Source organism: Cryobacterium zhongshanensis, from assembly GCF_022760445.1.
Lineage (GTDB): Bacteria > Actinomycetota > Actinomycetes > Actinomycetales > Microbacteriaceae > Cryobacterium > Cryobacterium algoricola.
The window spans coordinates 1,102,982-1,128,364 of sequence record NZ_JALGAR010000001.1 but is presented as its reverse complement, the minus strand read 5'-3'; the positions used below and the strand labels follow the sequence as shown (position 1 = coordinate 1,128,364).

Below are 25,383 nucleotides of genomic sequence, written 5' to 3'. Positions count from 1 at the left end.
CGTGGGGCGCCAGTATTGCGTCGAGTCTATCGGCCGTAATATTCCCCAATGAGCACTGTTACGTTGGACTCCCTCCAGTTCGTCCTGCGCTGCCTTCTGGCCGTCTTCTTCTTCGGCGCGGGGATCACCCATTTCGTCCCCGTGGTCCAGCGCACGATGGCGGCGATGATCCCGCCCGGATTCCGCTTCACGGCAATCTTCGGCGCGCGGGGCCCCGTCGTCCTGGTCATGTTCACGGGTGTCTGCGAAATGCTGGGCGGCCTCGGCCTGCTCTGGCCTCCCACGGTCGGGGTGACCGGGGTGCTGCTCGTGATCTTCCTGATCGCGGTCTTCCCGGCCAACGCGTTCGCCGCCCGCGACCCGCAGCGCTTCGGCCGGGCCGCGATCCCGCTCCGGATCCGCGTCCTCGAGCAGGTCGCGCTGATCGCCCTCGTCGTGCTCGCCATTCTCTGAGCCTGCCGACCAGGCCCGACGCCTCGATCAGACGATGAGGCTGCCGAGCCCGAACTGGTAGATGTCGAGGGCCAGGGCGGATGCGAGGGCCAGGCCCACGAGGAACAGTGCCGCCTGCGCGTAGAGCGGCCTGCCCCGTCCGATCCGGGCGGCGAGCAGGAAGATCAGCATCGGCAGGAGCACCCCGGCGAGCAGGATTCCCCAGCCGAACCCGCTGAGCTGGGTGTCGAGGGACCCGGCGTTGAGGGAGAGGCCGATCAGGTTCCCGAGGCCCGACCAGACGTCCCAGGCGTAGAAGAGTCCGAAGAAGACGGCGACGACCAGGAACGGCCAGGAGGGCCTGCGGCGCTTCGACGCGACGTCGGTTCCGGCAGTGCCGGTTCCGGACGTACCGGTGCCGGACGGGTTCGGGAGTGCGATGGGCTCGCTCATGCGACGGCCCCTCCGCTCACGAGCAGTGGGAGCGGGGCGAGCAGCACGACGCCGAGGAGCAGCCACAGGATCCGGCCGCGCGGCCGGGTCGGGGTCAGCCAGAGCGTCACCGCGAACCAGGCGACGGGGGCAGCGACGGCGAGCCACGTTCCGAGGCTGAACATGAAGCTCGCGAGCGCATCGCCGAGCGGGTTGTCGATCCTGCTCACACCGATGAACCAGCCGATCGTGAAGAGCAGGTAGATGCCGCCGAAGACGCCGAGGGAGATCAGGGTGAATGAGCTCATCGGTGAGCGGTCCGAGCCGCGGGCCGCGGCATCCGCTTCGATTGCAGCGGTCGGGCCCTTGACGCTCCAGCCGTCCGGCAGCGCGGCGTAGACCGGTTCGGATGCCGGTGGTGATGCCGGTGTTGATGCCGGTGCGGAGGCACCGGGGTCCGGCTCGACCGGCGTGCGGGAGCTTTCGCGGGCGTCGGCGTCTTCCGACCGGGTCTGCAGGGTGGGATCGTCGTCGCCGGCCCAGCCGAGCGCGTCGTCGTCGTCGTGCGGAACGTCGCCGCGTGGTGCTGAAGTCATAGGGCCAGAGTAGCCGTCGGAGGCTGTCGGCGTTAAGCGAAGCGGCGGGGCCCCTCGGGTGGAGGAGCCCCGCCGTTCGTCGTGCGGTGTACGCGGTGCGTGGTGCGGTGTCTAGCGGGCGGCTTCGCCGTCGACGTAGTCGTCGTCGTTCGAGGCGTTCCACGCGAAGAGCTTGCGCAGCTCGCGGCCGGTGGCCTCGATCGGGTGCTCTTCGCCCTTCTTGCGGAGCGCGAGGAACTCGGGTGCTCCGGCGTCCTGGTCTGCGATGAAACGCTCGGCGAACGCGCCGCTCTGGATGTCGGCGAGAACGGCCTTCATGTTCTCCTTCACGTGCGGGTCGATCACGCGGGGGCCGGAGACGTAGTCGCCGTACTCCGCGGTGTCGGAGACGCTCCAGCGCTGCTTGGCGATGCCGCCCTCCCACATCAGGTCGACGATGAGCTTGAGCTCGTGCAGCACCTCGAAGTAGGCGACCTGCGGCTGGTAGCCGGCTTCGGTCAGGGTCTCGAAGCCGTACTGGATCAGCTGCGAGACGCCGCCACAGAGCACGGCCTGCTCGCCGAACAGGTCGGTCTCGGTCTCTTCGGTGAAGGTGGTCTTGATGCCGGCGGCACGGAGCCCGCCGATCGCCTTCGCGTAGCTGAGCGTCAGCGGCCAGGCATTGCCGGTCGCATCCTTCTCGACGGCGACGATGACGGGAACGCCACGGCCGGCCTCGAACTCGCGGCGCACGGTGTGTCCCGGTCCCTTGGGGGCGACCATGACGACGTCGACGCCCTCCGGAGCAGTGATGTAACCGAAGCGGATGTTGAACCCGTGTCCGAAGACGAGCGCCTTCCCGGCGGCGAGGTTCGGAAGCACGTCAGCGGCGTACAGGTGACGCTGCACCTGGTCGGGCGCGAGGATGACGATGACATCGGCCCACTTGGCCGCCTCGGCGGTGCTCAGGACGGTGAAGCCGACCTCTTCGGCCTTGGCCTTGGACTTCGAGCCCTCCTTGAGGCCGATGACGACCTCGACACCCGAGTCGCGGAGGTTCTGGGCATGCGCGTGTCCCTGCGATCCGTAGCCGATGACGGCTACCTTCTTGCCCTGGATGATCGACAGGTCAGCGTCTTTGTCGTAGTAAATCTCAGACACGAGTGGTTATCTCCTAGTTGTTTGGTGAAGAAAGGTCGGTGAAGAAAGGGGGTTGCTGGGCGAACGCTAGCTCTTGAACACGCGTTCGGTGATCGATTTGGACCCGCGGCCGATGGCGAGCAGTCCGGACTGTGCGATTTCCTTGATTCCATAGGGCTCGAGCACGCGCAGCAGCGCCTGCGTCTTGCCGGAATCCCCGGTGACCTCGATCACGACGGAGTCGGTGGCCACGTCGACGACCCGCGCACGGAACAGCGTCACCGCCTCGAGCACCTGGGACCGCGTCGTGTTGTCCGCACGCACCTTGACGAGCAGGTGCTCGCGCTGCACGGACTGTGCCGGGTCGAGCTCGACGATCTTGATCACGTTGATCAGCTTGTTGAGCTGCTTCGTGACCTGCTCGAGCGGGAGGTCTTCGACGTCGACGAGGATGGTGATCCGCGACAGGCCGGGGATCTCGGTGTGGCCGACCGCGAGGCTTTCGATGTTGAATCCGCGCCGGGCGAAGAGGCCGGCGACGCGGGTGAGCAGGCCGGGCTTGTCCTCGACGAGGAGGCTCAGGACGTGGGAACTCATGGGCTTACTCCTCTCCCCAGGTCGGTGCGTGGTCTTTGGCGTACTGCACGTAGCTGTTGCTGACACCCTGCGGCACCATCGGCCACACCATCGCGTCCCGGCTCACGACGAAGTCGATCACGACCGGACGGTCGTTCGTCGCGAGGGCGAGCTTGATCGCGTCGTCGACCTGGTCGGCGCTCGTGACCCGGATGCCGAGCGCACCATACGCCTCGGCGAGCTTCACGAAGTCGGGCACCATCGCGGAGCCGTGCCCCGTGTTCAGGTCGGTGAAGGAGTGCCGTCCGTCGTAGAAGAGGGTCTGCCACTGGCGCACCATGCCGAGCGAGGAGTTGTTGATGATCGCGACCTTGATCGGGATGTTGTTGATCGTGCAGGTCGCAAGCTCCTGGTTGGTCATCTGGAAGCATCCGTCGCCGTCGATCGACCAGACGACCCGGTCGGGTTCGGCGACCTTCGCGCCCATCGCAGCGGGAACGGAGTAGCCCATCGTGCCGGCGCCTCCCGAGTTGAGCCAGGAGTTCGGACGCTCGTACTTGATGTACTGGGCCGCCCACATCTGGTGCTGGCCGACGCCTGCCGCGTAGATGCCCTCCGGCCCGGTGAGTTCGCCGATGCGCTTGATCACGTACTGCGGAGCGAGCAGGCCGTCGGCCGGCTCGGAATAGCCGAGCGGGTACTCCTTGCGGAGACCGTCCAGGTAGGTCCACCACTCGGTGAAGTCCGGCGTCGTCGTCTTCAGCACCGCGGAGAACGAGACGGCGAGGTCGGCGAGCACGTCCTTGGCGTCTCCGACGATCGGCACATCGGCCGTACGGATCTTGGAGATCTCCGCCGGGTCGACGTCGACGTGCACGATCGTGGCGTTCGGTGCGAATTCGCTGACCTTGCCGGTGACCCGGTCATCGAAGCGGGCGCCGAGCGCGATGATGAGGTCGGCCTCCTGCAGGGCGAGGACGGCGGGGACGGTGCCGTGCATGCCCGGCATCCCGAGGTGCAGGTCGTGCGAGTCGGGGAAGGCGCCGCGAGCCATCAGCGTCGTGACGACGGGGGTGCCGGTGAGTTCGGCGAAGGCGAGCAGCTCGGCGGATGCGCGGGCGCGGATGACTCCGCCGCCGACGTACAGCACGGGCTTCTTGGCGTCGGCGAGCAGCTGGGCGGCCGCCTGCACCTGCTTGCCGTGGGCCTTGGTGATCGGCCGGTAGCCGGGCAGGTCGATCTTCGGCGGCCAGATGAACGGCGCCGTCTTCTGCTGGGCGTCCTTGGTGATGTCGACGAGAACGGGACCCGGCCGGCCGGTCGAGGCGATCAGGTAGGCGGATGCGATCGCACCGGGAACGTCTTCCGGCCGCTTGACCAGGAACGAGTGCTTCGTGATCGGCATGGTGATGCCGACGATGTCAGCCTCCTGGAAGGCATCCGTGCCCATCAGCGTCGAGAAGACCTGGCCGGTGATGCACAGGATCGGCACCGAGTCCATGTAGGCGTCCGCGATCGCCGTGACGAGGTTCGTGGCACCGGGACCGGAGGTCGCGATGGCGACGCCGACGCGGTTGCTCGCCGAGGCGTAGCCCTCCGCAGCGTGGCCGGCGCCCTGCTCGTGGCGCACCAGGATGTGCCGGATGGCGTCCTGGGTCATCAGCTCGTCGTACAGCGGGATGACGGCGCCGCCGGGCAGCCCGAAGACGTCGGTCACGCCGAGCAGTTCGAGGGTGCGGATGATGGCACCGGAGCCGGTCAGGAGTTCGGGCTCACCGGAGCCGGCCGCGGCCGTCGCCGCGGCGGACGGTAAGGCGGCCGAAGTCGGCGAGGGCGTGGGTGATGGCACGGGGTTCTGTTCCGCGGTCATTGAGTCAGGTCCCTAAGGTCGAGTACGAATGGTGAGCGCTACCCCGTGACGGCGCCAACGGCCGCCGATTGCACGAGCTTCGTGTACTTGGCGAGCACGCCGCGAGTGTAGCGCGGGGGGAGAGGCGCCCAGCCGACTCGTCGGGCGTCGAGCTCTTCAGGGTCGACCAGTAGGTCGAGCGTGCGAGCTGCGATATCGACCCGTATGAGATCACCATCGCGCACGAAGGCGATCGGACCTGCGTCCACCGCTTCGGGTGCTATGTGGCCGATACACAGTCCGGTTGTGCCGCCTGAGAATCTGCCGTCCGTTAACAGTAGTACATCGGCACCGAGCCCGGCGCCCTTGATGGCCGCGGTGATCGAGAGCATCTCCCGCATTCCGGGGCCGCCCTTGGGGCCTTCGTAACGGATGACGACGACGTCGCCCTTTTCGATGGCGCCCTCGGTGAGGGCGTCCATCGCCGCGCGCTCGCGCTCGAAGACGCGGGCGGGCCCGGTGAACACGTCGCTGTCGAAGCCGGCTGTCTTGACGACCGCACCCTCCGGAGCCATCGAACCCTTGAGGATGGTGATGCCGCCGCTCTTGTGGATCGGGTTGTCGAGCGTGCGGAGCACCTCGCCGTCGAGGTCCGGCGGGTCGATCTCCGCGAGGTTCTCCGCAACGGTCTTGCCGGTGACGGTGAGCGCGTCCCCGTGGATGAGGCCGGCCTCGAGCAGGGCGCGCATGACGGCGGGCACCCCGCCGTGGCGGTCGACGTCGTTCATGACGTACTTGCCGAACGGCTTCAGGTCGCCGATGTGCGGAACCTTGTCGCCGATCGTGTTGAAGTCGTCGAGGCTCAACTCGACCTCGGCCTCGCGGGCGATCGCGAGCAGGTGCAGCACGACGTTCGTGGAGCCGCCGAAGGCCATGGCCACGGCGATCGCGTTCTCGAAGGCCTTGCGGGTGAGGATGTCCCTGGCCGTGATGCCGAGGCGCAGCAGGTTGACGACGGCCTCGCCGGAGCGGTGCGCGTAGTAGTCGCGGCGGCGGTCGGCAGAGGCGGGGGACGCGGATCCCGGCAGGCTCATGCCGAGGGCCTCGGCGACGCTCGCCATGGTGTTCGCCGTGTACATGCCGCCGCAGGCACCCTCGCCGGGGGCGAAGGCGCATTCGATGCGCTTGGCGTCCTCCACGGACATCCGCCCGGCCTTGACGGCGCCGACGGCCTCGAAGGAGTCGATGATGGTGATGTCTTTTTCGGTGCCGTCGGAGAGCTTGACCCAGCCGGGCGCGATCGAGCCGGCATAGAGGAAGACGCTCGCGAGGTCGAGACGGGCGGCGGCCATCAGCATACCCGGAAGGGACTTGTCGCAGCCGGCGAGCAGGACGGAGCCGTCGAGGCGCTCGGCCTGCATGACGACCTCGACGGAGTCCGCGATGACCTCACGGGAGACGAGGGAGAAGTGCATGCCCTCGTGGCCCATCGAGATGCCGTCGGAGACGGAGATGGTGCCGAACTGCAGCGGGTAGCCGCCACCGGAGTGCACGCCCTCCTTGGCCGCCTGCGCGAGGCGGTCGAGGGACAGGTTGCACGGGGTGATCTCGTTCCAGGAACTCGCGATGCCGATCTGGGGTTTGTCCCAGTCTGCATCGCCCATCCCGACCGCGCGGAGCATTCCGCGGGAGGTCGTGGCTTCGATTCCGTCGGTGACGTCGCGACTACGCGGTTTCAGATCGATCTCAGGCATGTAGTGATTCTAGAACCTGTGTTTCGGGAACTTTGCCGCAGGGTTACCGTTCGCTGGGAGTTCCGGTCTTTCCCGCAGCCTCCCGGAGGTCGGCGATCAGCTGCAGCACGAGCGGCACTTCTTCCGGCCCGCGCACCCGGTAGCCGGCGAGGGACGTGCCCGCACCGATCTTCAGGCCCAGGTCGCCCGGGCGCAGCGCGGTGAAGGCGTCTTCGTCCGTCACGTCGTCTCCGGCGTAGAACACGCGGTCGGCGCCCGTGTACAGACGGAGCCGTTCGAGCGCATCGCCCTTCGAGCTCGAACGCACGGCGAATTCGAGCACGTTCTTGCCCTCGCGCACGGTGAGATCCGGCAGCACGGCGCCGAGCTGCGCGCGGGCGTCGCGTTGCACGGCCTGGGACGCCTGCGCTGTCGCCTTGCGGGTGTGCAGGGCCAGCCCGGCGGGCTTCCGTTCGATCCAGGCGCCCGTCACGGATGCCGAGACCCGCTCGAGCACGCGGGTGAGCGTGTCGAGCTGGGCGAGCTCGTCCTGGTTGAGCCCGAGCTCTTCGTCCGGGGTGTCCAGTTGCACCTCGATGCCGTGCGATCCGGTCAGGAGAACCTCGATCTGCGGTTCGGCGACCTGGCGCAGGCTGGCGAGCGACCGGCCGGAGACGAGGGCGACCCGCACGCCGTCCATCCCGATCAGGCGCTCGACGGCCTCGCGGGTGCCGGCCACGGCACGCGAGTCCTGCGGGTTGTCGACGATCGGGGCGACGGTGCCGTCGAAGTCGAGCGCGACGAGCAGCGAATCGGCCGAACTGAAGTCGCGGAGCGCGTGCACCAGGTCATCGGGCACGCCGGGCTGCACGGCCGCGCCCTCGGTGAGGGTGCGCAGGAAGGACGAGGACCAGGCGGCGACGTCGTTGTCGAACACCTTGCGACGCAGGGCACGCATCCGTCGCTGCCTTTCGGGACGCGGCATCGCGATCGCGCGCAGGATGGCCGCCTTCATTCCGTCGATGTCGTGCGGGTTGATCAGCACGGCCTGTTTGAGTTCGTCGGCCGCGCCGGCGAATTCGCTCAGCACGAGCACGCCGTCGTTGTCGCCGCGGACGGCGACATATTCCTTCGCGACGAGGTTCATCCCGTCGCGGAGGGCGGTGACGAGCATGACGTCTGCTGCGAGGTACAGGGCGACCATTTCCTCGCGCGGATACCCGTGGTGGTGATAGCTGATCGCGGTGTGGCTGATCGTCGAATAGTCGCCGTTGATGCGGCCGACGGCGAGTTCGATCTCGTCGCGGAGTGCCATGTATGCGCCGACCCGTTCCCGGGAGGGGCTCGCGACCTGCACGAGGGTGACGTCCTCGACGGAGATGGACCCGTCTTCGAGGAGCTCGCCGAAGGCCTTCAGCCGGTGGCCGATGCCCTTGGTGTAGTCGAGCCTGTCCACGCCGAGGATGATCGTCTTCGGGTTGCCGAGGTCTTCGCGGATGCGGCGCGCGCGGGCCTGGATCTCCGGCTGCTTCGCGAGGTCGGCGTATGCGACGGCGTCGATCGAGATCGGGAAATGCTTGGCGATCACCCGGCGGTGGTGTCCCCCGGCGCCCGGCACGTCGATCGCGACACCACGGGTGGAGTACCCGAAGAGGCGACGGACCGCCCGGGAGAAGTTGCCGGCATCCGCGAGCCGCTGGAAGCCGATCAGGTCGGCGCCGAGCAGGCCGTCGAGGATCTGCTTGCGCCACGGGAGTTGAGCGTAGATGCCGTAGGGCGGGAACGGAATGTGGTTGAAGAAGCCGATCACGAGGTCTGGACGCATGTCCCGCAGCATCCGCGGCACGAGCTGCAGCTGGTAGTCGTGGACCCAGACCGTGGCACCGGATGCCGCGGCCTCGGCAGCCGCTTCGGCGAACCTCCGGTTGACGCGCACGTACGCCTCCCACCATTCGCGGTGGAAGCTCGGCGGGGAGATCACGTCGTGGTAGAGCGGCCAGAGGGTGTCGTTGGAGAAACCCTCGTAGTAGTCCTCGAGGTCGGCGTCGGTGAGCGAGACGGGAACGATGTTGATGCCGTCGTTCTCGAACGGGGCGAACTCGCGGTCGGCGACGCCGGGCCAGCCGACCCACGCGCCGTCCGAAGAGCGCATCAGCGGCTCGAGTGCGGTGACGAGACCGCCGGGTGAGGTCTTCCAGCTTTCGGTGCCGTCCTCGGCGACGACAAAGTCGACGGGCAGCCGGTTCGAGACGGCGACGAGGGCGTACGTGACCTTCGGCTCGGCTGCGGGCGTGTCAACGGCTTCAATCGAAATGGCTGGTCCGTTCCGGTACCTGCATGGCGCACGCACCTCGGTGAACTTCCAAGGATACCAGCAGGCCGGATGGAGCCCCCTGAAAATTGGGGCACGGGACACCCGCTGTTCAGCAGTCGGGTTTACTCTGGCGCCAATGATTCGCATCGGCATGAGCACCACGTGCGCCTATCCGCTCTCGACAGAGCACGCCTTCCGGCTCGCGAAACTCGCGGGCTACGACGGCATCGAAATCATGGTTTCCCGCGACGAGGTCACCCAGGACGCCGGTGCGCTCCTGGCCCTGTCGCGGAAGTACAAGCTGCCGATCTTCTCGATCCACGCTCCCGTGCTCCTGCTCACTCATTTCGTCTGGGGTCGGGACCCGCTCGTGAAGCTCGAACGGTCGGCAGCGCTCGCGGCCGAGGTCGGGGCGCGAACCGTCGTCGTGCATCCGCCGTTTCGCTGGCAGGCCGATTTCGCCGTCACGTTCCTCGACTCCGTGCGCGAGATCGGCGCGCACACCGGCATCGAGATCGCGGTGGAGAACATGTTCCCCTGGAAGTTCGGCGGCCGGAGCATGAAGGCGTACTCCCCCGGCTGGGACACCACCCGGATGGACTGCGACGCTGTCACGCTCGACTTCTCGCACTGCGCCCTGAGCGGGCTCGACAGCCTCGCGATGGCGACGGAGCTCGGCGACCGCCTCCGGCACGTGCATCTCTGCGACGGGTCCGGTTCCCTCGACGAGGGCAAGGTCTTCGACGAGCACCTGCTTCCCGGCCGGGGCAATGAGCCCGTCGCCGAGGTGCTCAACCTGCTCGCGCGCACGGGCTGGGAAGGTCGCATCGTCGCCGAGGTCAACACCCGGAAGGCCCGCACCGAACAGGAACGCCTCGTGCTGCTCGTGGAGACCCTCGCGTTCGCCCGCCTGCACACCGCCCAGCGTCGGGTGCGCCGCGCCCCGCGCTCGCCCCGCGCCCACGAGTCCCTGCGCCCCGGCCAGCAGCACTAGCGGCGCCCCACACCCGCCCACACACGCGCGAAAGCGGGTGAATCGTCGGTCTGATGCGCTCAGACCGACGATTCACCCGCCTTCGCGGAAGGAGCTGCTGCGTCAGCCGCGGGCGAGGGCCAGGGCGAAGGAGCGCGGACCGCGCTTGGCGGCCACGGCCCAGAACGTCAGGCCGATGCACACCACCGCGAAGAGCAGCAGGACGCCCACGGCATCGAGCGCGCCGGCGCCGCCGCCGGAGACGATCCCCTGCATGCCGCGCACGGCCCAGGTGAGCGGCAGGAACGGGCTGATCGCCTGGAACGGCGCCGAGACGAGCTCGATCGGGTAGAGACCGCCGACCGCCGTGAGTTGCAGGGCGAGGAGCACGAGGGACACAACGATCCCGACCCGTCCGAACGCGACGGTGAGGAACTGGTGCACCGCGACGAACACGAACGCGAGGAAGACCGCGAAGCCGAGCGTCGCAGGGAGCAGAGTCCAGGTCACGCCGAGCGATGCGTGCAGGAGTGCGACCACGACGACCGCCTGGGCCGCGGCGAGGCCGAATGCCCGGCCGAAGCCACGGGAGACGAGACGTCCGGTCGAGGCCGTCGAGGCGAGCGCCGTCCTCGTCACCGGGCGCATCACGAGGAAGATCGCGAGGGCGCCGATCCAGAGGCCGACCGGGACGAAGACCATCCCGAGGAGCGGGCCGATCGTGGTGATCGGGTTGTCGCGGCTCGTCGTGATGGCGACGGGCTCCGACACGACCGAAGCCGACTGCGCCGGATCGTCCTGGTTCAGCTTCTTCGCGCTTTCGGCGCCGGACGCGAGCCCGGTCGCGAGCTGGCTCGCGCCCGTCTCGAGCTGGTGCACCCCGGTCGCCGCGGCAGCGGTCCCCGTCGCGAGTTGGGAGACGCCGCTGGAGAGGCCGGCCACCCCGGAGGCGAGCCCGGTCGCGCCCGAACGGAGCGATGCGGATCCCGCGGCGAGCTTCGCGGCCCCCGTCGCGCTCTGCGCGACGCCGCCCTGCACGCCCGTGAGAGCGGATGTCGTCTGCTGGCTGAGTCCGGCACCCTGGGTGGAGAGGGTGTCGAGGCCGCCCTGGAACTGGGTCAGTCCGGCCGCATACTTGTCAAGAGTTTCCTTGTAGCCTGCATTCGCGGGATTGGCCAGTATGGCTGCGGAGATCTGGTCGAAGTTTGATTTCAGATCCGTGAATCCGGTCGCCGCTTGCGTGACTCCCCCGGTGTACTGGGCGACGCCACTGCTGAGGGCGCTGAGCCCCGCCGTGCCGGTGTTGAGCTTGCCGAGGCCGGCGCTGAGCGCATCGACCCCGTTCGTGTACGCGGTCACTCCGGTTGCGAAGCTCGACGCTCCGGTCGCGGCGGACGCCGCACCGGTGGCCGCAGAGGCCGCTCCCCCGGAGAGGGAGTCCAGGCCGCTGGCCACTCCGGTGACGCCCGTCGAGACCTGGCCGGCGCCATCCGCTGCCGTGGTCAGCGAGCCGCCGAGCGTCGTCAGTCCCTTGTACAGGCCGCTCAGGTACTGGGTCGTGATCTGACGACCGAAGACGCCCGTCATCGCGGACCCGACCGACCCCGCCACGGTTCCCGCGAGGTAGGAATGCGCGTCATCGGTGCGGATGGCGAGTTCGGCCTGGGTTGGTGCTGCGGTACCGATCGAGGTGATCGACTTCGAGAAGTCGGCGGGGATGGTGAGCACCGCGTACGCCTTGCCGGAGGCGAGGGCGGCCGCCGCGTCCGCGGAATTGGAGATCGTCCAGGCGAACCCGGTCGAGGCCGTGCTCGAGGATGCCGGCGCGGTGAGCTCGGTCACGAGCAGGCGCCCGGCGAGCACGGTCTGCTTCGTGCCGTCTGCGGCGGTCGTGGTCACGAAGGTGTCATTGTTGACGACGATCGCGGGCAGGGTGTCGAGCCGCTGGTCTGCGGTCGCTAGCGCGCCGGCGAAGACGCCTGCGACCGCGAGCGGTACCACGATGAGTCCGGCGAGTACGGCGCCGAAGGTCCAGCGGCGCTGTCCCGGCGTGCGGCTGAAGAGTCGTTCGAGCCTGGTGCTCATCGCAGTGCGGCCTTTCCATCCAGGGAGTCGGCGCCGATGACGGCGTCGCGGGGGTCGAGGGTGTCCGTTGGCCGGGTCGCATGACGTGGCTCCGGTTCGAGCGGCGGGTACCCGCCGAGAGCGCCGACGGAAGCGAGCTCCGCCGGTTCGGCGGGCGCGAGCTCTTCGAGGTCGACGACCTGCACGGCCCGGCCGGCGGCGGTGAGCGGATGCTGCGAGGCCGCAGCGAGGATCAGCGTGGTGTCCGCGGGGGCGAGCCGTGCGACCACGACGCCGATGCCGGGGCCCGCGGGATCGGCGGGGAGCCCGTCGCCGAGGTCGATGACGACGACGCCCGGACGCTCGGCGAGCGCCGCAGCGACGAGAACCGCGGCACGGGAGACGGCGGAGAGGGAGGACACCGGGGTCTCCGCGGTGATCGCCGGCACCGGGGAGATGTCGTCGGCGACGGCGCGATTGATGCGTCCGATCCAGCCGTCGAGCTGGGCGCGGCGGCTGCGGGAGCGGAACCGGGGCTGGGTGAGGTCGAGCCGTTCGGCGAGCAGCTCGCCCGTGGTCAGGCCGTTGTCGCGGCTGTCGCCGACGTCGGCGAGCGCGACGACACGCAAAGCGCGACCGCGTTCGGAGGGCAGCGGATAGCTGAGGACCTGAAGTCGGCCGGAGACCGGGTCGAGGCGGCCGGCGAGCGTCGCGGCGACCACCCGGCGATGGGCGGTGGTCCCGGTGAGGACGAGCACCGATCCGGTCGGCACGGAAACGGTGAGCGGGCCGATCGTGCTGCCCGGCAGGCCGAAGACTGCCTGGTCTGCGGTGATGGCGCCGTCCTGCGCCTTCGCCCAGTGACTGTCGAGCATGTGGTGGCGAAGTCCTTCGCCTTCGATGTCGACGTTGGGGAGCAGCCGGTCGAGCCAGCGCGGCAGCCACCAGGCCGCACGGCCGGCGAGGGCCATCGCGGCGGGCACGAGTGTCATCCGCACCAGGAACGCGTCGAGGAACACGCCGACGGCGAGGGCGAACGCAATGCCCTTGATCGCCCCGGTGCCGTCTGGCACGAAGGCGAAGAAGACGAAGAACATGATGAGCGCCGCTGCGGTGACGACGCGGGCGGCGTGTGCGAAGCCGTAGACGACGGCCTGGCGCGCGTCGTTGCTCTTGACATACTCCTCACGCATCCCGGAGACGAGGAAGACCTCGTAGTCCATGGCGAGTCCGAAGAGCACGGCCATCAGCAGGATCGGCAGGAAGCTCAGGATCGGGCCTGGCGTGCTCACCCCGAGCAGGTCGGCGAACCAGCCCCACTGGAAGATCGCGACGGTCGCGCCGATCGAGGCGAAGACGGAGAGCAGGAACCCGATCGCAGCCTTGACCGGCACGAAGACGGAGCGGAACACCATCGTCAGCAGGATGATGGAGAGCCCGACGACAATGAGCGCGAACGGGATGAGCGCGTTGCTCAGCCGGTTCGAGATGTCGATCGACACGGCCGTCGCTCCCGTCACCGTGACGGGAGTCCCAAGTTCGGAGTCGATCCCCGGCGCGAGGTCGCGGATGGCCTGGACGAGGTCCTTGGTCTTCGGGTCGTTCGGTGCGCTGTTCGGCATCACCTGGATGATGGCGGTGTCGACCGTGGCGTTCGGGGTGCCCTTGCCGACGAAGGCGACGTCGGGCAGGGTGCGCAGCTTGGCGCTGATCGTCTCGAGGTCCGGGAAGATGTTCGTGGTCTGGGTGATGTCGACCACCACGATGAGCGGGCCGTTATAGCCGGGGCCGAAGCCCTCCTCGATCATGGTGAATGCCTTGTGCTGGGTCGAGTCGACCGGCTCGGAGGCGCCGTCCGGCAGGTTGAGGTCGAGGCTGAGGGCGGGGATCGCGAGGGTGCCGAGGATTCCGACGACGAGGATCACGGCGACGATCGGTGCCTTCATTACGAGGCCGACCCAGCGGCGGCCCATCGTGGGCCGGCCGGTGTCCGGCATGGTCGCCCGGTTGTGGGCGCGCCCGCCGGGTCTCGGGGTGAGGCGGCCCTTGGCCAGGCCGAGGATGGCCGGCAGGAGGGTGATGGCGACGAGGATGGCGATGAAGACGGCGACCGCGGCTCCCACGCCCATCACGCTCAGGAAGGGAATTCCGACGACGAGCAGTCCGAGCAGGGCGATGATGACGGTGAGCCCGGCGAAGACGACCGCACTCCCGGCGGTGGCCACGCTCGTCGAGGCCGATTCGTGCGGTTCGACGCCCCTCGCGAGCTGGGTCCGATGCCTCGACAGGATGAAGAGCGAGTAGTCGATTCCGACCGCGAGCCCGAGCATCATCGCGAGCATCGGCGCGGTGCTCGAGACGGGCACGAACGCGGAGATCGCCGTGATGCCGCCGATGGCCACGCCGACGCCGATGAGCGCCATCAGCAGCGGCATTCCCGCCGAGGCGAGCGAGCCGAAGGTGATCAGCAGCACGACCCCGGCGAAGAGGAGGCCGAATACCTCGGTGATGGTGATGCCGAAGGTATTGGACGAGAAGACCTGGCCGCCGAAGGCGACCTCGAGACCGGCCTTCTCGGCGATCGCGGCCGTCGCCGTGACGGCGTTGAGGGTCGCGTCCGTCACGTCTGCGGATGGCCCGTCGAGTTGCACGACACTGCGCGCGGTCGCCTCGTCGCTCGAGATGGCGCTCGAGGCGTACTCGGAATACGGGGTGATCACGGACACGACGCCGGGAACGGACTCGAGTGCGGTCGCCATGTCGGTGATGGCCGTCTTGTACGGCTCCGCGGTGACGGATGCCCCGTCGGGTGTCCGGTAGACCACCTGCACGGAGGCGCCCGCCGCCTGGGGGAAGACGGCGGCGAGCTGGTCGATCGCATCCTGCGATTCGGTGCCCGGAATCGCGAACGACTCCGCGGTCTTGCCGCCGAGGGCGATGCCGCCGCCGAGGATCCCGATGAGGAGGAGCGCCCAGACGCCGATGACGAGCCACGCGCGCTTATAGGCGAAGTGGCCGATCCGATACAGAAGGGTTGCCATTGTGATTACTTCCTGGACTGGGTGGTGCGGACGGCGACGGGGGCGAGGAGTTCGGAGAGGAGAGTGATGAGGGCGGGACGCAGGTCGTCGGGCGGCGTGATGTCCTCATCGAAGAAGGTCAGGCCTGCGACGAGGGAATACGCGGCACCGCCGAGTGCGACACCGAAGCGCATCCGGTCGATGGTCGTCGCGTGTTCCTGGCAGAGGGCGTCTCCGAGGCGCACGATCAGGGCCCTGGCCCTGTCGATCACGTCGATGCCCTTGAGGGACTGGGCCTGGTTGATCAGGACATGGACTTCGAGTCGGTACTGGAGCAGGAAATCGACGAAGTCCTCGACGAACTGCCTGCGGGAGGCCGCGTCCTCGGAGGTGGAGGTGAAATCGCCGAGGATGGCCTCGAGACGCTCGATGGCCGGGGTCAGCACTTCCCCGAGGAGAGCGTCCTTCGAGGCGAAATGGTAGAGCACGCTCGATTTCGAGTATCCGGCGGATGCCGCGATCTGCTGCAGCGAGGTTCCGGCGAATCCCACGGCGGCGAACTGCTGTAGTGCCATGACCCGCAACTCGGCGCCCGCACCGGGACGGACGGTCGCGGTCGCGGTCACTACGGGGAGTATGGCTTCCGGTTCGATCTGCACTGGACTACTTTAGCTGACCGATCGGTCAGTTCCTGCACGATCGGTCAGATTGTTCACCGGCCGGAAACATGCCGGACGATGAATCGCGCCTGCGCCCGTCGCCGCCCCGATCCGGGTACCGTGGTTCCCGGAGGACCCATGCGAAAATTCATCTTCAGCAGCGCGATGCTCGGCGTCGTCGCCGGCGGTTGGAACATCCTGCAGGCCACCCGGCGCGGTCCGCGCGACTGGCGATTGGTGCTCATGTGGATCGGCTGGGCGTTGAGCGCAGCCGTCGCGATAGGCACCATCGTCAAAGATGCCGATGAGCGGCAAATCGACAGCTAGAAAACCCGCGGCTTCCGGCTCGGACTCGCGAGTGACCGGCGTGTCCGCCGCTCAATCCTGCCCAGGGCCGTCACACTAATAGCAGAAAGAGCTATCGATCGAAAGGGGCTCCCGATGTTTGGTCGACGACGTCGTGCCGCACCCGTCATCCCGGTGCCGGTGATACCCACCCCGGAGCTCAGTGACGACGAGGTCTTCGAACTCTTCCACGGCGAGCTGTCACGGCTGATCGGCGAGCAGGGACTCTGGACCCTGGTTCCCCGCAGTCCCGCGGACACCGACGTGATCTTCCACGGACTCAAGGCCCGCCAGGTGGCGGCCTCCCTGACGTCGGCGCTCCGCAGTGCGACGTCCGAATTGCGCGGCGAGTCGGTCGGCGAACCGGCGGCCCTGTCGTTCACACCGGCTCCCATCACCGTCTGGGCCGAACCGGATGCCGCAGCCCGCAAGCCGGCGGCCGCGCAACCCGAACGGTTCGTCTCCGCGGTCCCGCTCCCGGGCTACACCGCCGTCGAGCCCGCGGAACGCGCCCGCCTCGTCGCCTGAGGATTTCCTCTGCATCCTGAACCGGGCATCCGCTCGCCGCAGAGCGCACCCGTGCGATGACAGGATGTCTGCATGCCGCTGAACATCGAGGACTACGCCCTGATCGGCGACTGCCGTTCGGGGGCCCTCGTCGGCAGTGACGGCAGCATCGACTGGCTCTGCCTGCCGCGCTTCGACTCCGCTTCGATGTTCGGAGCGCTCCTCGGCACCGAGGACCACGGGCGGTGGCTGCTCGCCCCGGCTGACCCCGCCGCCACGAGCACCCGCAGCTATCTCGAGGGCACCTTCATCCTCTCCCAGGTTTGGACGACCCCGACCGGTCAGGTCGAGGTCCTCGACTTCATGCCGCACGGCGACGGCAGGCCGGACGTGCTGCGCCGGGTGCGCGGCGTGTCCGGTTCCGTCGAGATGACCGAGGAACTGCGCATCCGCTTCGGCTACGCCGCGAGCATTCCCTGGGTGCGCCAGGTCCGGCAGGACGACGAGACGGTGCTGCTCGCCGTCGCCGGGCCGGACGCCATCGCCGTGCGCGGCCCGGCACTGACATCCGCGGATCACCGGCACACGGCCACGTTCACGGTCGCCGCGGGCGAGGTCGTCGACCTGCAGCTCGCCTGGCATCCGTCACACCGGCCGCCACCCGGACGCGTCGACGTCGACGTCGCCCTGGCTGCCACGACCGCCTGGTGGACGGACTGGGCCAGGTCGTGCACGCACGACGGCCCGTACCGGGACGAAGTCGTCCGCTCGATGCTCGTCCTGCGGGCACTCACCCATGAGGACACCGGCGGCATCGTCGCGGCGGCGACGACCTCCCTGCCCGAATTCCGCGGCGGTCACCGCAACTGGGACTACCGGTACGTCTGGCTCCGCGACGCGGCGCTCACCCTGACCGTGCTGCTCGCCCACGGCTATGACACCGAGGCCCACGACTGGCGCGGCTGGCTGTTGCGCGCGATCGCCGGCGACCCGGACGACGTGCAGATCATGTACGGCCTCGCCGGGGAACGGTACCTCCCGGAGCGCGAGCTCACGAGCCTGCCGGGCTACCGCGGGTCGAGCCCCGTGCGGGTCGGCAACGGCGCCGTCGACCAGTTCCAGGCCGACGTGATCGGCGAGGTCATGGTCGCACTGCACGCCGCGCGCCACAGCGGCCTCACCGAGGGCGAATTCTCCTGGCCGCTGCAGCGCGCCCTGATCGGGTCCCTCGAGCGGAACTGGTCCCGGCCGGACCAGGGCATCTGGGAGGTGCGCGGACCGGCCCGCGAATTCACCCACTCGCGGGTGATGGTCTGGGCGGCCTTCGACCGGATGGTGCGGGGCTGCACGGAATTCGGCCTCGACGGCCCCGTCGAGCGCTGGACCGCCCTCAGGGACGAGATCCGGAGCGACATCGAGCTGCGCGGCTTCAGCACCGAACTCGGCACGTACACGCAGTACTTCGGCGGCACCGAAGTCGATGCCTCCCTGCTCGTGCTTCCCCAGGTGGGCTTCCACGACGCGACGGATCCCCGGATGCTCGGCACGGTCGCCGCGATCGAGGCCGACCTGCTGAGAGACGGCCTGGTGCTGCGCTACCGCACGGAGGTCCCGGTCGACGGACTGGCCGGCGGCGAGCATCCGTTTCTCGCCTGTTCGTTCTGGCTCGTGGAGCAGTATGCACGCTCGGGGCGTGGCGACGACGCCAGGGCGCTGATGGACCGGCTCGTCGGCTTCGCCAACGACGTGGGACTGCTGAGCGAGGAGTACGACGTCGGCGAGGGCCGCCAGGCCGGCAATACGCCGCAGGCACTCACCCACCTCGCCCTCGTGCGTGCCGCCGATGCGATCACGGCCGCCGAATCGGGCACCTCCCGATAGAGATCCACCGGATTCTTTGTAGGTCTCCTCTGGAATGCGCCCCCGCCCTGCTCGTACATTGAAAACCATGACCGCCAGAACCCTGACCGTGCGCGACCTCGCGCAGATCGCCATCTTCGCCGCGCTGATCGCGGCCCTCGGCGTCCCCGGGCCCCTGTCCCTCGGCGTGATCGCGGTTCCGATCACCCTGCAGACCCTCGGCGTGATGCTCGCCGGCGCGATCCTCGGGGCACGCAAGGGCTTCTTCGCCGTCCTGCTCCTCCTCGCCCTGACCGCCGCCGGGCTGCCGCTGCTCGCCGGCGGCCGCGGCGGTCTCGCCTGGTTCACGACGTCGCCGTCCGCGGGGTACCTCTACGGCTGGCTCATCGGCGTGCTCGTGATCGGGTACCTCACCGGCCGACTCCTCCCGAAATACCCGTTCTGGCCTGCCCTCGGCGCGACCGTGCTCGGCGGCATCGTCGTGATCTATGCCGTCGGCGTCCCCGTCACGGCGTTCACCCTGCACCTCCCGATCTGGGGCGCCCTGATCGACGCCTCGAAGTTCCTGCCCGGAGACCTGCTCAAGGCCGTCGTCACGGTGCTCGTCGCCCGGCAGGTGCACCGCGCATACCCGGGCCTCATCCCCCGCCGCCGCGCGGTCGCCGTGTCCTCCCCCACCTCGACCGCGACCTCGGCCAAGGCCCAGGCCCAGGCTTCGGACGAGTAGGCCGCCGTGAGCACGATCGTCTTCGACGGGGTGTCGCACTCCTTCGGCGAGCGCCGCGTGCTCCGCGACCTGAGCCTCACCCTCTCCGAACGCCGCATCGGGATCGTTGGCGCGAACGGCTCAGGCAAATCCACCCTCGTCCGGCTGATCAACGGACTCATCACACCGGATGCCGGCACCGTCACGGTCGACGGCCTCCTCGTCACGAAGAACGCGCGCGAAGTACGACGCCGGGTCGGCTTCATCTTCACCAATCCCGACAACCAGATCGTGATGCCCACCGTCGAGGAAGACGTCGCGTTCAGCCTCCGCAAACGCGGCCTGAGCGCCGCCGAGATCGCCGAGCGCACCCGGGCGGCACTCGACCGCTTCGGGCTCACCGCCCACGCGACCCATCCGGCGCATCGACTCTCCGGCGGCCAGAAGCAACTGCTCGCCCTCGCCGCGGTCCTCGTCGGCGAGCCACAGGTCGTCGTGGCCGACGAGCCGACGACGCTCCTCGACGCCCGCAACTCCCGGCGCATCGCCGACCTGTTCCGGGCCATGACCCAGCAAGTGATCGTGGTCACCCACCAGCTGGACCTGCTCGAGGACTTCGACAGGGTGATCTGCATCGAGGAGGGGGCCATCATCGCGGACGGCGCACCGTCGGTGGCCATCGATGCCTACCGGGCTCTGCTCGCATGATCGGCCTCTATTCGCCCGGGCACTCACTTCTCCACCGGGCTCCGACGCTGCTCAAGCTCGCCGTCCTGTCTGCCGGCGTGCTCTGGGTCGGTTTTCTCGGCGAACCGTGGCAGCTCCTGATCGCGCTCGGCGTCGTCGCCGGCCTGTATCTCCTGGCCGGCGTGCCCGCGCGCGCGGCCTGGCAGCAGGTCGGTCCGATCCTCTGGATCCTCCTGATCGCCGTGCCGATCCAGGCACTCCTGTCCGGCTGGGTTCCGGCTGCCGTAATGGCCTTGCGGCTTCTCGTGGCCGTCGCCCTCGCCGCCCTGTTCACGCTGACGACCACCGTGACGGCGGTGCTCGAGGGGTTCCAGCGGCTGCTCCGCCCGTTCGGTCGTTGGGTCGATGCCGACCGGGTCGGTCTGCTCGTGGCGATCACGCTGCGCTGCATCCCCCTCGTCGCCGAGATCGTCACGGACGTGCTCGAAGCACGCCGGGCCCGCGGCACCCAGGGCTCCCTGCTCGCTCTCGCGGTTCCGGTCGTCGTGCGCTCCCTGTACGCGGCGGATGCGATCGGCGAGGCCCTCGTCGCGCGCGGTCTCGACGACTGATCCGCACCGGCATGGCACCCGTTCTGGGCACTTCCCCGGCACGAGCGAGCCTCGACAGCCCCACCGGCCGGGAGCACACTGGGAGCATCTGAACCATCGTTTCCGGCTGGAGGCCGCTCGTGAGCGCGCTCGTTGTATTCGATTCCAACTACGGCAACACCGAATCCGTTGCAGCGGCCATCGCAGATGCGCTCGGCGGCAGTGCGGTGCTCGTTTCGACCGTCAGCCCGGACAGCCTGACCGGAGTGGATCTCCTCGTCCTCGGCTGCCCCATCAACGGCTGGCGTCCGTCCCCGCGGATGCTGGCGTTCCTCGACCAGCTCGGCGCGGGATCTCTTCGCGGCATCCAGGCGGCGGCCTTCGACACCCGGCTCCGTTCCCCGATTCACGGGGATGCCGCAGGAAAGGTGACCCGCAAGCTCAAGTCCGCCGGCGCCCACGTCCTGGCCCGGCCGACCGGATTCATCGTCGAGGGCAAGACCGGACCACTCGCCGACGGAGAGCTCGACAGGGCGCGCGAGTGGGCTGACTCGATCGTCACCGCCCTCGCTTCCTGACCCGCCGCCCTCGTGGCGCTATTTACGTCCGGCCCTGGCTCGCCGGCGCCGGGTGGCCGACCGTCGCCTGGCGACGACCGCTCCCGGTTCCACGACGCTGAATCGTGCCGCGCGCCGGGCAAGGTGGTGACTCGAGACCCGCTGACGAGTGGCTGCGGGCTGCTGCGCGGGGCGACTGAAGAACCATTGTTTGGCGAACTCGACCAGCACGAGGTACAGCACGGTCATTCCGGCCAGGGCGAGGAAGAACGGCAGCGGCAGCGGGTCGAAGCCGAGCACACCGGCGAGCGGCGAGAACGGCAGGTACATCCCGATCGCGACGACGGAGAACGCCGACAGGGTGAGCCCGCGTGAGGCCCTGCTCCGCAGGAACGGCACCCGGCGCGTGCGGATCGCAAAAATGATGAGCGTCTGCGTGGCGAGGGACTCGATGAACCACCCGGCCCGGAATTCCCCGGGCGCGGCCTGGAAGACCAGGAGCATCAGTGCGAACGTGGCGAAGTCGAAGAGCGAACTGATCGGCCCGAACAGGAACATGAAGCGCCGGATGTAGCCGATGTCCCAGTGCGACGGCGCGAGCAGCTGCTCCTTGTCGACCCGGTCGCCGGGGATGGCGAGCTGGCCGGCGTCGTAGAGCAGGTTGTTCAGCAGGATCTGCCCGGGCAGCATCGGCAGGAAGCTGAGCACGACGGATGCCGTCGCCGCGCTGAACATGTTGCCGAAATTACTCGAGGTGCCCATCAGCACGTACTTGATCGTGTTCGCGAAGATCCGCCGGCCTTCCATGACCCCGTCGGCGAGTACTCCCAGGTCCTTGTCGAGCAGGACGACATCCGCGGCGTCCTTGGCGACGTCCGTTGCGCTGTCCACCGAGATCCCGATGTCGGCTCCGTGCAGGGCGAGGGCGTCGTTGACGCCGTCGCCGAGGAAACCGACCGCCCGACCATTGGCCCGCAGGGCGTGGATGAGCCGGGACTTCTGCTCGGGGGAAACCCGGGCGAAGATGCTCGCTTCCTCCGCGCGGACCGCGAGTTCGGCATCCGTGAGCGCGTCGATCTCCCCGCCCGTCAGGGTGCCTCCCGACTCGAGGCCGAGGTCGCCGCACACCTTTTCCGCGACCCGGGCGTTGTCCCCCGTGGCGATCTTCACCGAGATGCCGAGGGTCTCGAGCCGCTTCAGCGACACCCGCGCACTCTCTTTCGGGCGGTCGAGGAAGATGAGGAACCCGGCGAGGGTGAGGTCAGTCTCATCGGCGGGGCGGATGCCCGTGAGCCCGGCCGCGGTCCGGGTCGCCACCGCGACGACGCGGCTGCCCTTCTCGTATTGCTGGTCGAGCAGGTGCCGTGCGGCCGGTGCCACGTCCCGGCAGACCCGGAGCACATCCTCCGGCGACCCCTTGGTGACGAGGGTGACTGTGCCTGCGGAATCGCGCACCAGGACGCTCGTCATCCGGCGCTCGTGGTCGAACGGGATCACGTCGAGGCGGGTGTACTCGGACACCCGCGACGCTGCGGCGTCCGGCGAGGCCCAGACGGCGATGTCGAGGGGGTTCTGCCCGACCGTGGACACCGTGCCCGCCGAATAGTCGACCTCGGTGGCGAGCAGGCCGAACCGGAGGACGTCTCCCGCCTGCACGTGCGGGGCTGCCGGGATCGCCGTCGTGAAGGAGATCTTCCCCTCGGTCAGGGTGCCCGTCTTGTCCGTGACGAGCACATCCATGTCGCCGAGGTCCTCGATCGAGACCAGGCGCTTGACCAGGACCTTGCGTTTCGCCAGCTCCCTGGTTCCGGTGGCGAGGCTCGTGGAGACGACGGCGGGCAGGAGCTGGGGCGTGATCCCGACCGCGATCGCGAGCGAGAACAGCAAGGACTCGAGCAGGGGGCGTTGGAGGAGCAGGTTCGCGACGAAGATGAGCGTCGTCAACCCGATCGCGACCTGGAGCAGGAGCATCGAGAAACGCCGGAGGCCGAGCTCGAACTCGGTCTGCGGCTGCCGGGTGCCGAGACCGAGCGCGATCCGCCCGAATTCGGCATGGGCGCCCGTGTAGACGACGACACCGGCGCAGCTACCGGACTGCACGACCGTGCCCATCAACACGCAGGAGCTCAGGTCGCCGAGAGCAGCCCCGCCGGGGATGGGGTCCGGCGACTTGTCCACCGGAAGTGACTCCCCGGTCAGTATGCTCTCGTCACAGAGCAGGTCCTCACACGAGAGCAGGCGGATGTCGGCGGGGACGACGGCGCCGAGGGACAGGTGCAGGATATCGCCGGGGACGACATCGACGACATCGATCTCGACGAGGGCCCCGTCCCTGACGGCGACGGCTTTGTGCGTCACCCGCGAATGCAGGGCTTCGGCGGCGAGTTCGGCCCGGTACTCGTTGCTGAAACCGAGCCCCACGCTCGCGAGGAGGATGACGCCGATCACGATGGAGTTGGTGACGTCCCCGAGGAGGAGCGACAGGGCGGCCGTCACGATCAGGAGGATGAGGATCGGGCTGCGCAGTTGCCTGCCGAACACGGACAGGGGGCCCGCCTTGTGCGTGCGGACCGCGTTGGGGCCGGTCTCGGCGAGCCTGCGCGCTGCCTCGACACCGCTCAGGCCCGCGGCCGTCGACCCGAGTGCGCTCAGTACCTCTTCGGCGCTGGTGCTGGCGAAGTCCGCGAGAGGCGGCGCGCCGGGAGGATTCTGGCTCAGGCTTGCGGTTGCCTTCGACGTGAGGTCGGACATCTCCGTCATCTTCTTCTCGGTCCCCCGGTCAGGCGCCTGGTACGGCGCTGATTCCGAGACTATCCCTCCCCCGGCGGGACGACGGATGCGCGGCGGCGGGCCCGCCCCCGAGGGAGGCGAGCCCGGCGCCGCCGGCGAATCCCGGGTCAGCGCCGGGCGTCTTCGAGCACCGCAGACTGCGCGGCCCGTTCCGCCTCAGCCGACCGCTCAGCGGGGGTGGGGTCGATGGCGTGCGCCATCATCGTAGTTTCGTCGAACGGCTCGAGACGATCGAGGACGCGGTCGACCTGGGCCCGGTCGATTTCGCGGGTCCAGGACCCGATCAGCACCGTGGCCACGGCATTGCCGGTGAAGTTCGTGAGTGCGCGGGCCTCCGACATGAACCGGTCGATGCCGACGATGAAGCCGACGCCGCCGAGCAGTTGCGGGGCGTGGGCCTGCAGCCCCGCCGCGAGGGTGGCGAGGCCGGCACCCGACACCCCGGCGGCTCCCTTCGACGCGATGATCATGAACACGAGCAGGCCGATCTGCTCGCCGAGGGCGAGCGGCTGGCCCATCGCGGTGGCGATGAAGAGGGAGGCCATGGTGAGGTAGATGGCGGTGCCGTCGAGGTTGAACGAGTACCCGGTCGGCACGGTGACGCCGACGACCGGCTTGGAGACACCGAGGTGTTCCATCTTGGCGATCAGCCGCGGCAGCGCCGCCTCCGACGAGGACGTCGAGAAGATCAGCAGGTATTCCCGGCCGAGGTAGCGCATCAGCTTGAAGATGCTCACGCCGGTGGAAATCTTCAGCAGCCCGCCGAGGATGACGACGATGAAGAGGATGCAGGTGAGGTAGAACGCGCCCATCAGGGTGAAGAGGCTGACCACGGCCTGGAAGCCCGTGGCGCCCACGACCGCCGCGATGGCGCCGAACGCGCCGATCGGGGCGAGCCACATCACCATGATCAGGATCCGGAAGACGAGGGCCTGCACGTTCGCGATCGCTTCGAGGATCGGCTTGCCGGCCCTGCCCATCTTCTGCAGGGCGAACCCGGCGATCAGGGCGACGAAGAGGGTCTGCAGGATGTTGCCGCTCGTCAACGACGAGAACAACGTCGTCGGGATGATACCCAGGAAGAAGCCCTGCGAGTCAGCGGCCGCCGGCGGCACGTATGCCGCGGCCGCTTTCAGGTCGAGTCCCGCGCCGGGGTGGATCAGGTTCCCGACGAGCAGCCCGATTCCGAGTGCGAACGTGGACATGACCAGGAAGTAGCCGAGTGCCAGTCCGCCGATCCGGCCGACGGTCGCGGCCTTGGCGATCGAGCCGATGCCGATCACGATCGTGCAGAAGATGATCGGCGAGATCATCATCTTGATCAGGGCGATGAACACATCGCCGAGAGGCTTGAGCGAGACGGCGAAGCCGTCCTTCCCGCCGAAGAGCAGTCCGACGGTGATGCCGAGGACGACGGCCACGACGACCGCGATGTACAGGTAATGCGACGTGTCGATCCGTTTCGCCGGCCGAACCGGGCGTGTGGCTCGCAGTGCTGCCATGAGAGACTCCTTTGTCTGGTGTTGTGCGTTTCAGAATGGTCGACGCGGTGCGTGACGTCACGGTTGCGGTCA

21 protein-coding genes are annotated in these 25,383 nt (G+C 68.6%); 9 read left to right on the top strand and 12 right to left on the bottom strand.

Annotation, left to right across the window (positions count from 1 at the left end):
• Positions 1-48: 48 nt before the first annotated feature.
• Entirely contained in the window at positions 49-453 is a 405-nt protein-coding gene (locus MQH31_RS05135; RefSeq protein WP_243011171.1) for a DoxX family protein, read from the top strand.
• A gap of 27 nt (positions 454-480) precedes the next feature.
• Here the strand turns inward: MQH31_RS05135 and MQH31_RS05130 are convergent, their stop codons facing one another.
• The 7 genes from MQH31_RS05130 to MQH31_RS05100 form a co-directional block, all read right to left on the bottom strand.
• Positions 481-885 carry a hypothetical protein gene (locus MQH31_RS05130; protein ID WP_243011170.1) on the bottom strand — a complete coding sequence of 135 codons (405 nt, stop codon included), beginning with the start codon at positions 883-885 and terminating at the stop codon, positions 481-483.
• Positions 882-1,460 (bottom strand): DNA polymerase III subunit gamma/tau, encoded by a 579-nt coding sequence (locus MQH31_RS05125; RefSeq protein WP_243011169.1) that lies wholly within the window; start codon positions 1,458-1,460, stop codon positions 882-884. The genes MQH31_RS05130 and MQH31_RS05125 overlap by 4 nt, the downstream gene beginning before the upstream one ends.
• 111 nt (positions 1,461-1,571) lie before the next feature.
• Positions 1,572-2,600, bottom strand: coding sequence for a ketol-acid reductoisomerase (gene ilvC, locus MQH31_RS05120; RefSeq protein WP_134532509.1), 1,029 nt, complete (start codon positions 2,598-2,600; stop codon positions 1,572-1,574).
• Positions 2,601-2,666: 66 nt separating this feature from the next.
• Positions 2,667-3,176, bottom strand: coding sequence for an acetolactate synthase small subunit (ilvN, locus tag MQH31_RS05115; protein ID WP_134532511.1), 510 nt, complete (start codon positions 3,174-3,176; stop codon positions 2,667-2,669).
• Positions 3,177-3,180: 4 nt separating this feature from the next.
• Entirely contained in the window at positions 3,181-5,025 is a 1,845-nt protein-coding gene (locus tag MQH31_RS05110) for an acetolactate synthase large subunit (RefSeq protein WP_243011168.1), read from the bottom strand.
• A gap of 38 nt (positions 5,026-5,063) precedes the next feature.
• On the bottom strand, positions 5,064-6,758 hold the full coding sequence (ilvD, locus tag MQH31_RS05105; RefSeq protein WP_134532517.1) for a dihydroxy-acid dehydratase: 1,695 nt from the start codon (positions 6,756-6,758) through the stop codon (positions 5,064-5,066).
• Between the two features lie 43 nt (positions 6,759-6,801).
• Positions 6,802-9,051, bottom strand: coding sequence for a bifunctional alpha,alpha-trehalose-phosphate synthase (UDP-forming)/trehalose-phosphatase (locus MQH31_RS05100; protein WP_241976051.1), 2,250 nt, complete (start codon positions 9,049-9,051; stop codon positions 6,802-6,804).
• Between the two features lie 151 nt (positions 9,052-9,202).
• Here MQH31_RS05100 and MQH31_RS05095 point away from each other — a divergent pair, with 151 nt between their 5' ends.
• Complete coding sequence (locus MQH31_RS05095) at positions 9,203-10,045, top strand: sugar phosphate isomerase/epimerase family protein (RefSeq protein ID WP_372488112.1); 843 nt, start codon at positions 9,203-9,205, stop codon at positions 10,043-10,045.
• Between the two features lie 102 nt (positions 10,046-10,147).
• Here MQH31_RS05095 and MQH31_RS05090 read toward each other — a convergent pair whose 3' ends face one another.
• The 3 genes from MQH31_RS05090 to MQH31_RS05080 are packed head-to-tail and all read right to left on the bottom strand — an operon-like array spanning position 10,148 to position 15,767.
• Positions 10,148-12,109 (bottom strand): YhgE/Pip family protein, encoded by a 1,962-nt coding sequence (locus MQH31_RS05090; protein ID WP_243011166.1) that lies wholly within the window; start codon positions 12,107-12,109, stop codon positions 10,148-10,150.
• Entirely contained in the window at positions 12,106-15,129 is a 3,024-nt protein-coding gene (locus MQH31_RS05085; protein WP_243011165.1) for an MMPL family transporter, read from the bottom strand. The genes MQH31_RS05090 and MQH31_RS05085 overlap by 4 nt, the downstream gene beginning before the upstream one ends.
• Before the next feature lie 5 nt (positions 15,130-15,134).
• Positions 15,135-15,767 carry a TetR/AcrR family transcriptional regulator gene (locus MQH31_RS05080; RefSeq protein WP_243011164.1) on the bottom strand — a complete coding sequence of 211 codons (633 nt, stop codon included), beginning with the start codon at positions 15,765-15,767 and terminating at the stop codon, positions 15,135-15,137.
• Positions 15,768-15,905: 138 nt separating this feature from the next.
• On the opposite strand from MQH31_RS05080, the gene MQH31_RS05075 reads away from it, so the two are divergent.
• The 7 genes from MQH31_RS05075 to MQH31_RS05045 all read left to right on the top strand — a co-directional run bounded on the left by MQH31_RS05075 (position 15,906) and on the right by MQH31_RS05045 (position 21,040).
• Entirely contained in the window at positions 15,906-16,094 is a 189-nt protein-coding gene (locus tag MQH31_RS05075) for a hypothetical protein (protein ID WP_134532531.1), read from the top strand.
• Between the two features lie 114 nt (positions 16,095-16,208).
• Positions 16,209-16,640 (top strand): hypothetical protein, encoded by a 432-nt coding sequence (locus MQH31_RS05070; protein WP_134532532.1) that lies wholly within the window; start codon positions 16,209-16,211, stop codon positions 16,638-16,640.
• 72 nt (positions 16,641-16,712) lie between these two features.
• A complete protein-coding gene (locus MQH31_RS05065; protein ID WP_243011163.1) occupies positions 16,713-18,500 on the top strand; it encodes a glycoside hydrolase family 15 protein in 1,788 nt (595 codons plus the stop codon).
• 67 nt (positions 18,501-18,567) lie between these two features.
• Positions 18,568-19,206, top strand: a complete 639-nt coding sequence (locus tag MQH31_RS05060) for a biotin transporter BioY (protein WP_243011162.1) — start codon at positions 18,568-18,570, stop codon at positions 19,204-19,206.
• A 6-nt stretch (positions 19,207-19,212) separates the two neighbouring features.
• Positions 19,213-19,893 carry an energy-coupling factor ABC transporter ATP-binding protein gene (locus MQH31_RS05055; protein ID WP_134532539.1) on the top strand — a complete coding sequence of 227 codons (681 nt, stop codon included), beginning with the start codon at positions 19,213-19,215 and terminating at the stop codon, positions 19,891-19,893.
• Positions 19,890-20,483, top strand: a complete 594-nt coding sequence (locus tag MQH31_RS05050; RefSeq protein ID WP_243011161.1) for an energy-coupling factor transporter transmembrane component T family protein — start codon at positions 19,890-19,892, stop codon at positions 20,481-20,483. Before MQH31_RS05055 ends, MQH31_RS05050 begins: the two co-directional genes overlap by 4 nt.
• A 119-nt stretch (positions 20,484-20,602) precedes the next feature.
• Positions 20,603-21,040: a flavodoxin family protein gene (locus MQH31_RS05045; RefSeq protein WP_243011160.1), complete on the top strand. Its 438-nt coding sequence runs from the start codon at positions 20,603-20,605 to the stop codon at positions 21,038-21,040.
• An 18-nt stretch (positions 21,041-21,058) separates the two neighbouring features.
• On the opposite strand, the gene mgtA is transcribed toward MQH31_RS05045, so the two are convergent.
• Both mgtA and MQH31_RS05035 read right to left on the bottom strand, forming a co-directional pair.
• Positions 21,059-23,770 carry a magnesium-translocating P-type ATPase gene (gene mgtA / locus MQH31_RS05040; protein ID WP_243011159.1) on the bottom strand — a complete coding sequence of 904 codons (2,712 nt, stop codon included), beginning with the start codon at positions 23,768-23,770 and terminating at the stop codon, positions 21,059-21,061.
• A 146-nt stretch (positions 23,771-23,916) separates the two neighbouring features.
• A complete protein-coding gene (locus MQH31_RS05035) occupies positions 23,917-25,311 on the bottom strand; it encodes a cation:dicarboxylate symporter family transporter (protein ID WP_134532548.1) in 1,395 nt (464 codons plus the stop codon).
• Positions 25,312-25,383 lie beyond the last annotated feature (72 nt).

Coding starts and splice junctions, on each gene's coding strand:
- MQH31_RS05135 (WP_243011171.1), top strand. CDS start 49: ATGAGCACTGTTACGTTGGACTCCCTCCAGTTCGTCCTGCGCTGCCTT.
- MQH31_RS05130 (WP_243011170.1), bottom strand. CDS start 885: ATGAGCGAGCCCATCGCACTCCCGAACCCGTCCGGCACCGGTACGTCC.
- MQH31_RS05125 (WP_243011169.1), bottom strand. CDS start 1,460: ATGACTTCAGCACCACGCGGCGACGTTCCGCACGACGACGACGACGCG.
- ilvN (WP_134532511.1), bottom strand. CDS start 3,176: ATGAGTTCCCACGTCCTGAGCCTCCTCGTCGAGGACAAGCCCGGCCTG.
- MQH31_RS05110 (WP_243011168.1), bottom strand. CDS start 5,025: ATGACCGCGGAACAGAACCCCGTGCCATCACCCACGCCCTCGCCGACT.
- ilvD (WP_134532517.1), bottom strand. CDS start 6,758: ATGCCTGAGATCGATCTGAAACCGCGTAGTCGCGACGTCACCGACGGA.
- MQH31_RS05095 (WP_372488112.1), top strand. CDS start 9,203: ATGAGCACCACGTGCGCCTATCCGCTCTCGACAGAGCACGCCTTCCGG.
- MQH31_RS05090 (WP_243011166.1), bottom strand. CDS start 12,109: ATGAGCACCAGGCTCGAACGACTCTTCAGCCGCACGCCGGGACAGCGC.
- MQH31_RS05085 (WP_243011165.1), bottom strand. CDS start 15,129: ATGGCAACCCTTCTGTATCGGATCGGCCACTTCGCCTATAAGCGCGCG.
- MQH31_RS05075 (WP_134532531.1), top strand. CDS start 15,906: ATGCGAAAATTCATCTTCAGCAGCGCGATGCTCGGCGTCGTCGCCGGC.
- MQH31_RS05070 (WP_134532532.1), top strand. CDS start 16,209: ATGTTTGGTCGACGACGTCGTGCCGCACCCGTCATCCCGGTGCCGGTG.
- MQH31_RS05065 (WP_243011163.1), top strand. CDS start 16,713: ATGCCGCTGAACATCGAGGACTACGCCCTGATCGGCGACTGCCGTTCG.
- MQH31_RS05060 (WP_243011162.1), top strand. CDS start 18,568: ATGACCGCCAGAACCCTGACCGTGCGCGACCTCGCGCAGATCGCCATC.
- MQH31_RS05050 (WP_243011161.1), top strand. CDS start 19,890: ATGATCGGCCTCTATTCGCCCGGGCACTCACTTCTCCACCGGGCTCCG.
- mgtA (WP_243011159.1), bottom strand. CDS start 23,770: ATGTCCGACCTCACGTCGAAGGCAACCGCAAGCCTGAGCCAGAATCCT.
- MQH31_RS05035 (WP_134532548.1), bottom strand. CDS start 25,311: ATGGCAGCACTGCGAGCCACACGCCCGGTTCGGCCGGCGAAACGGATC.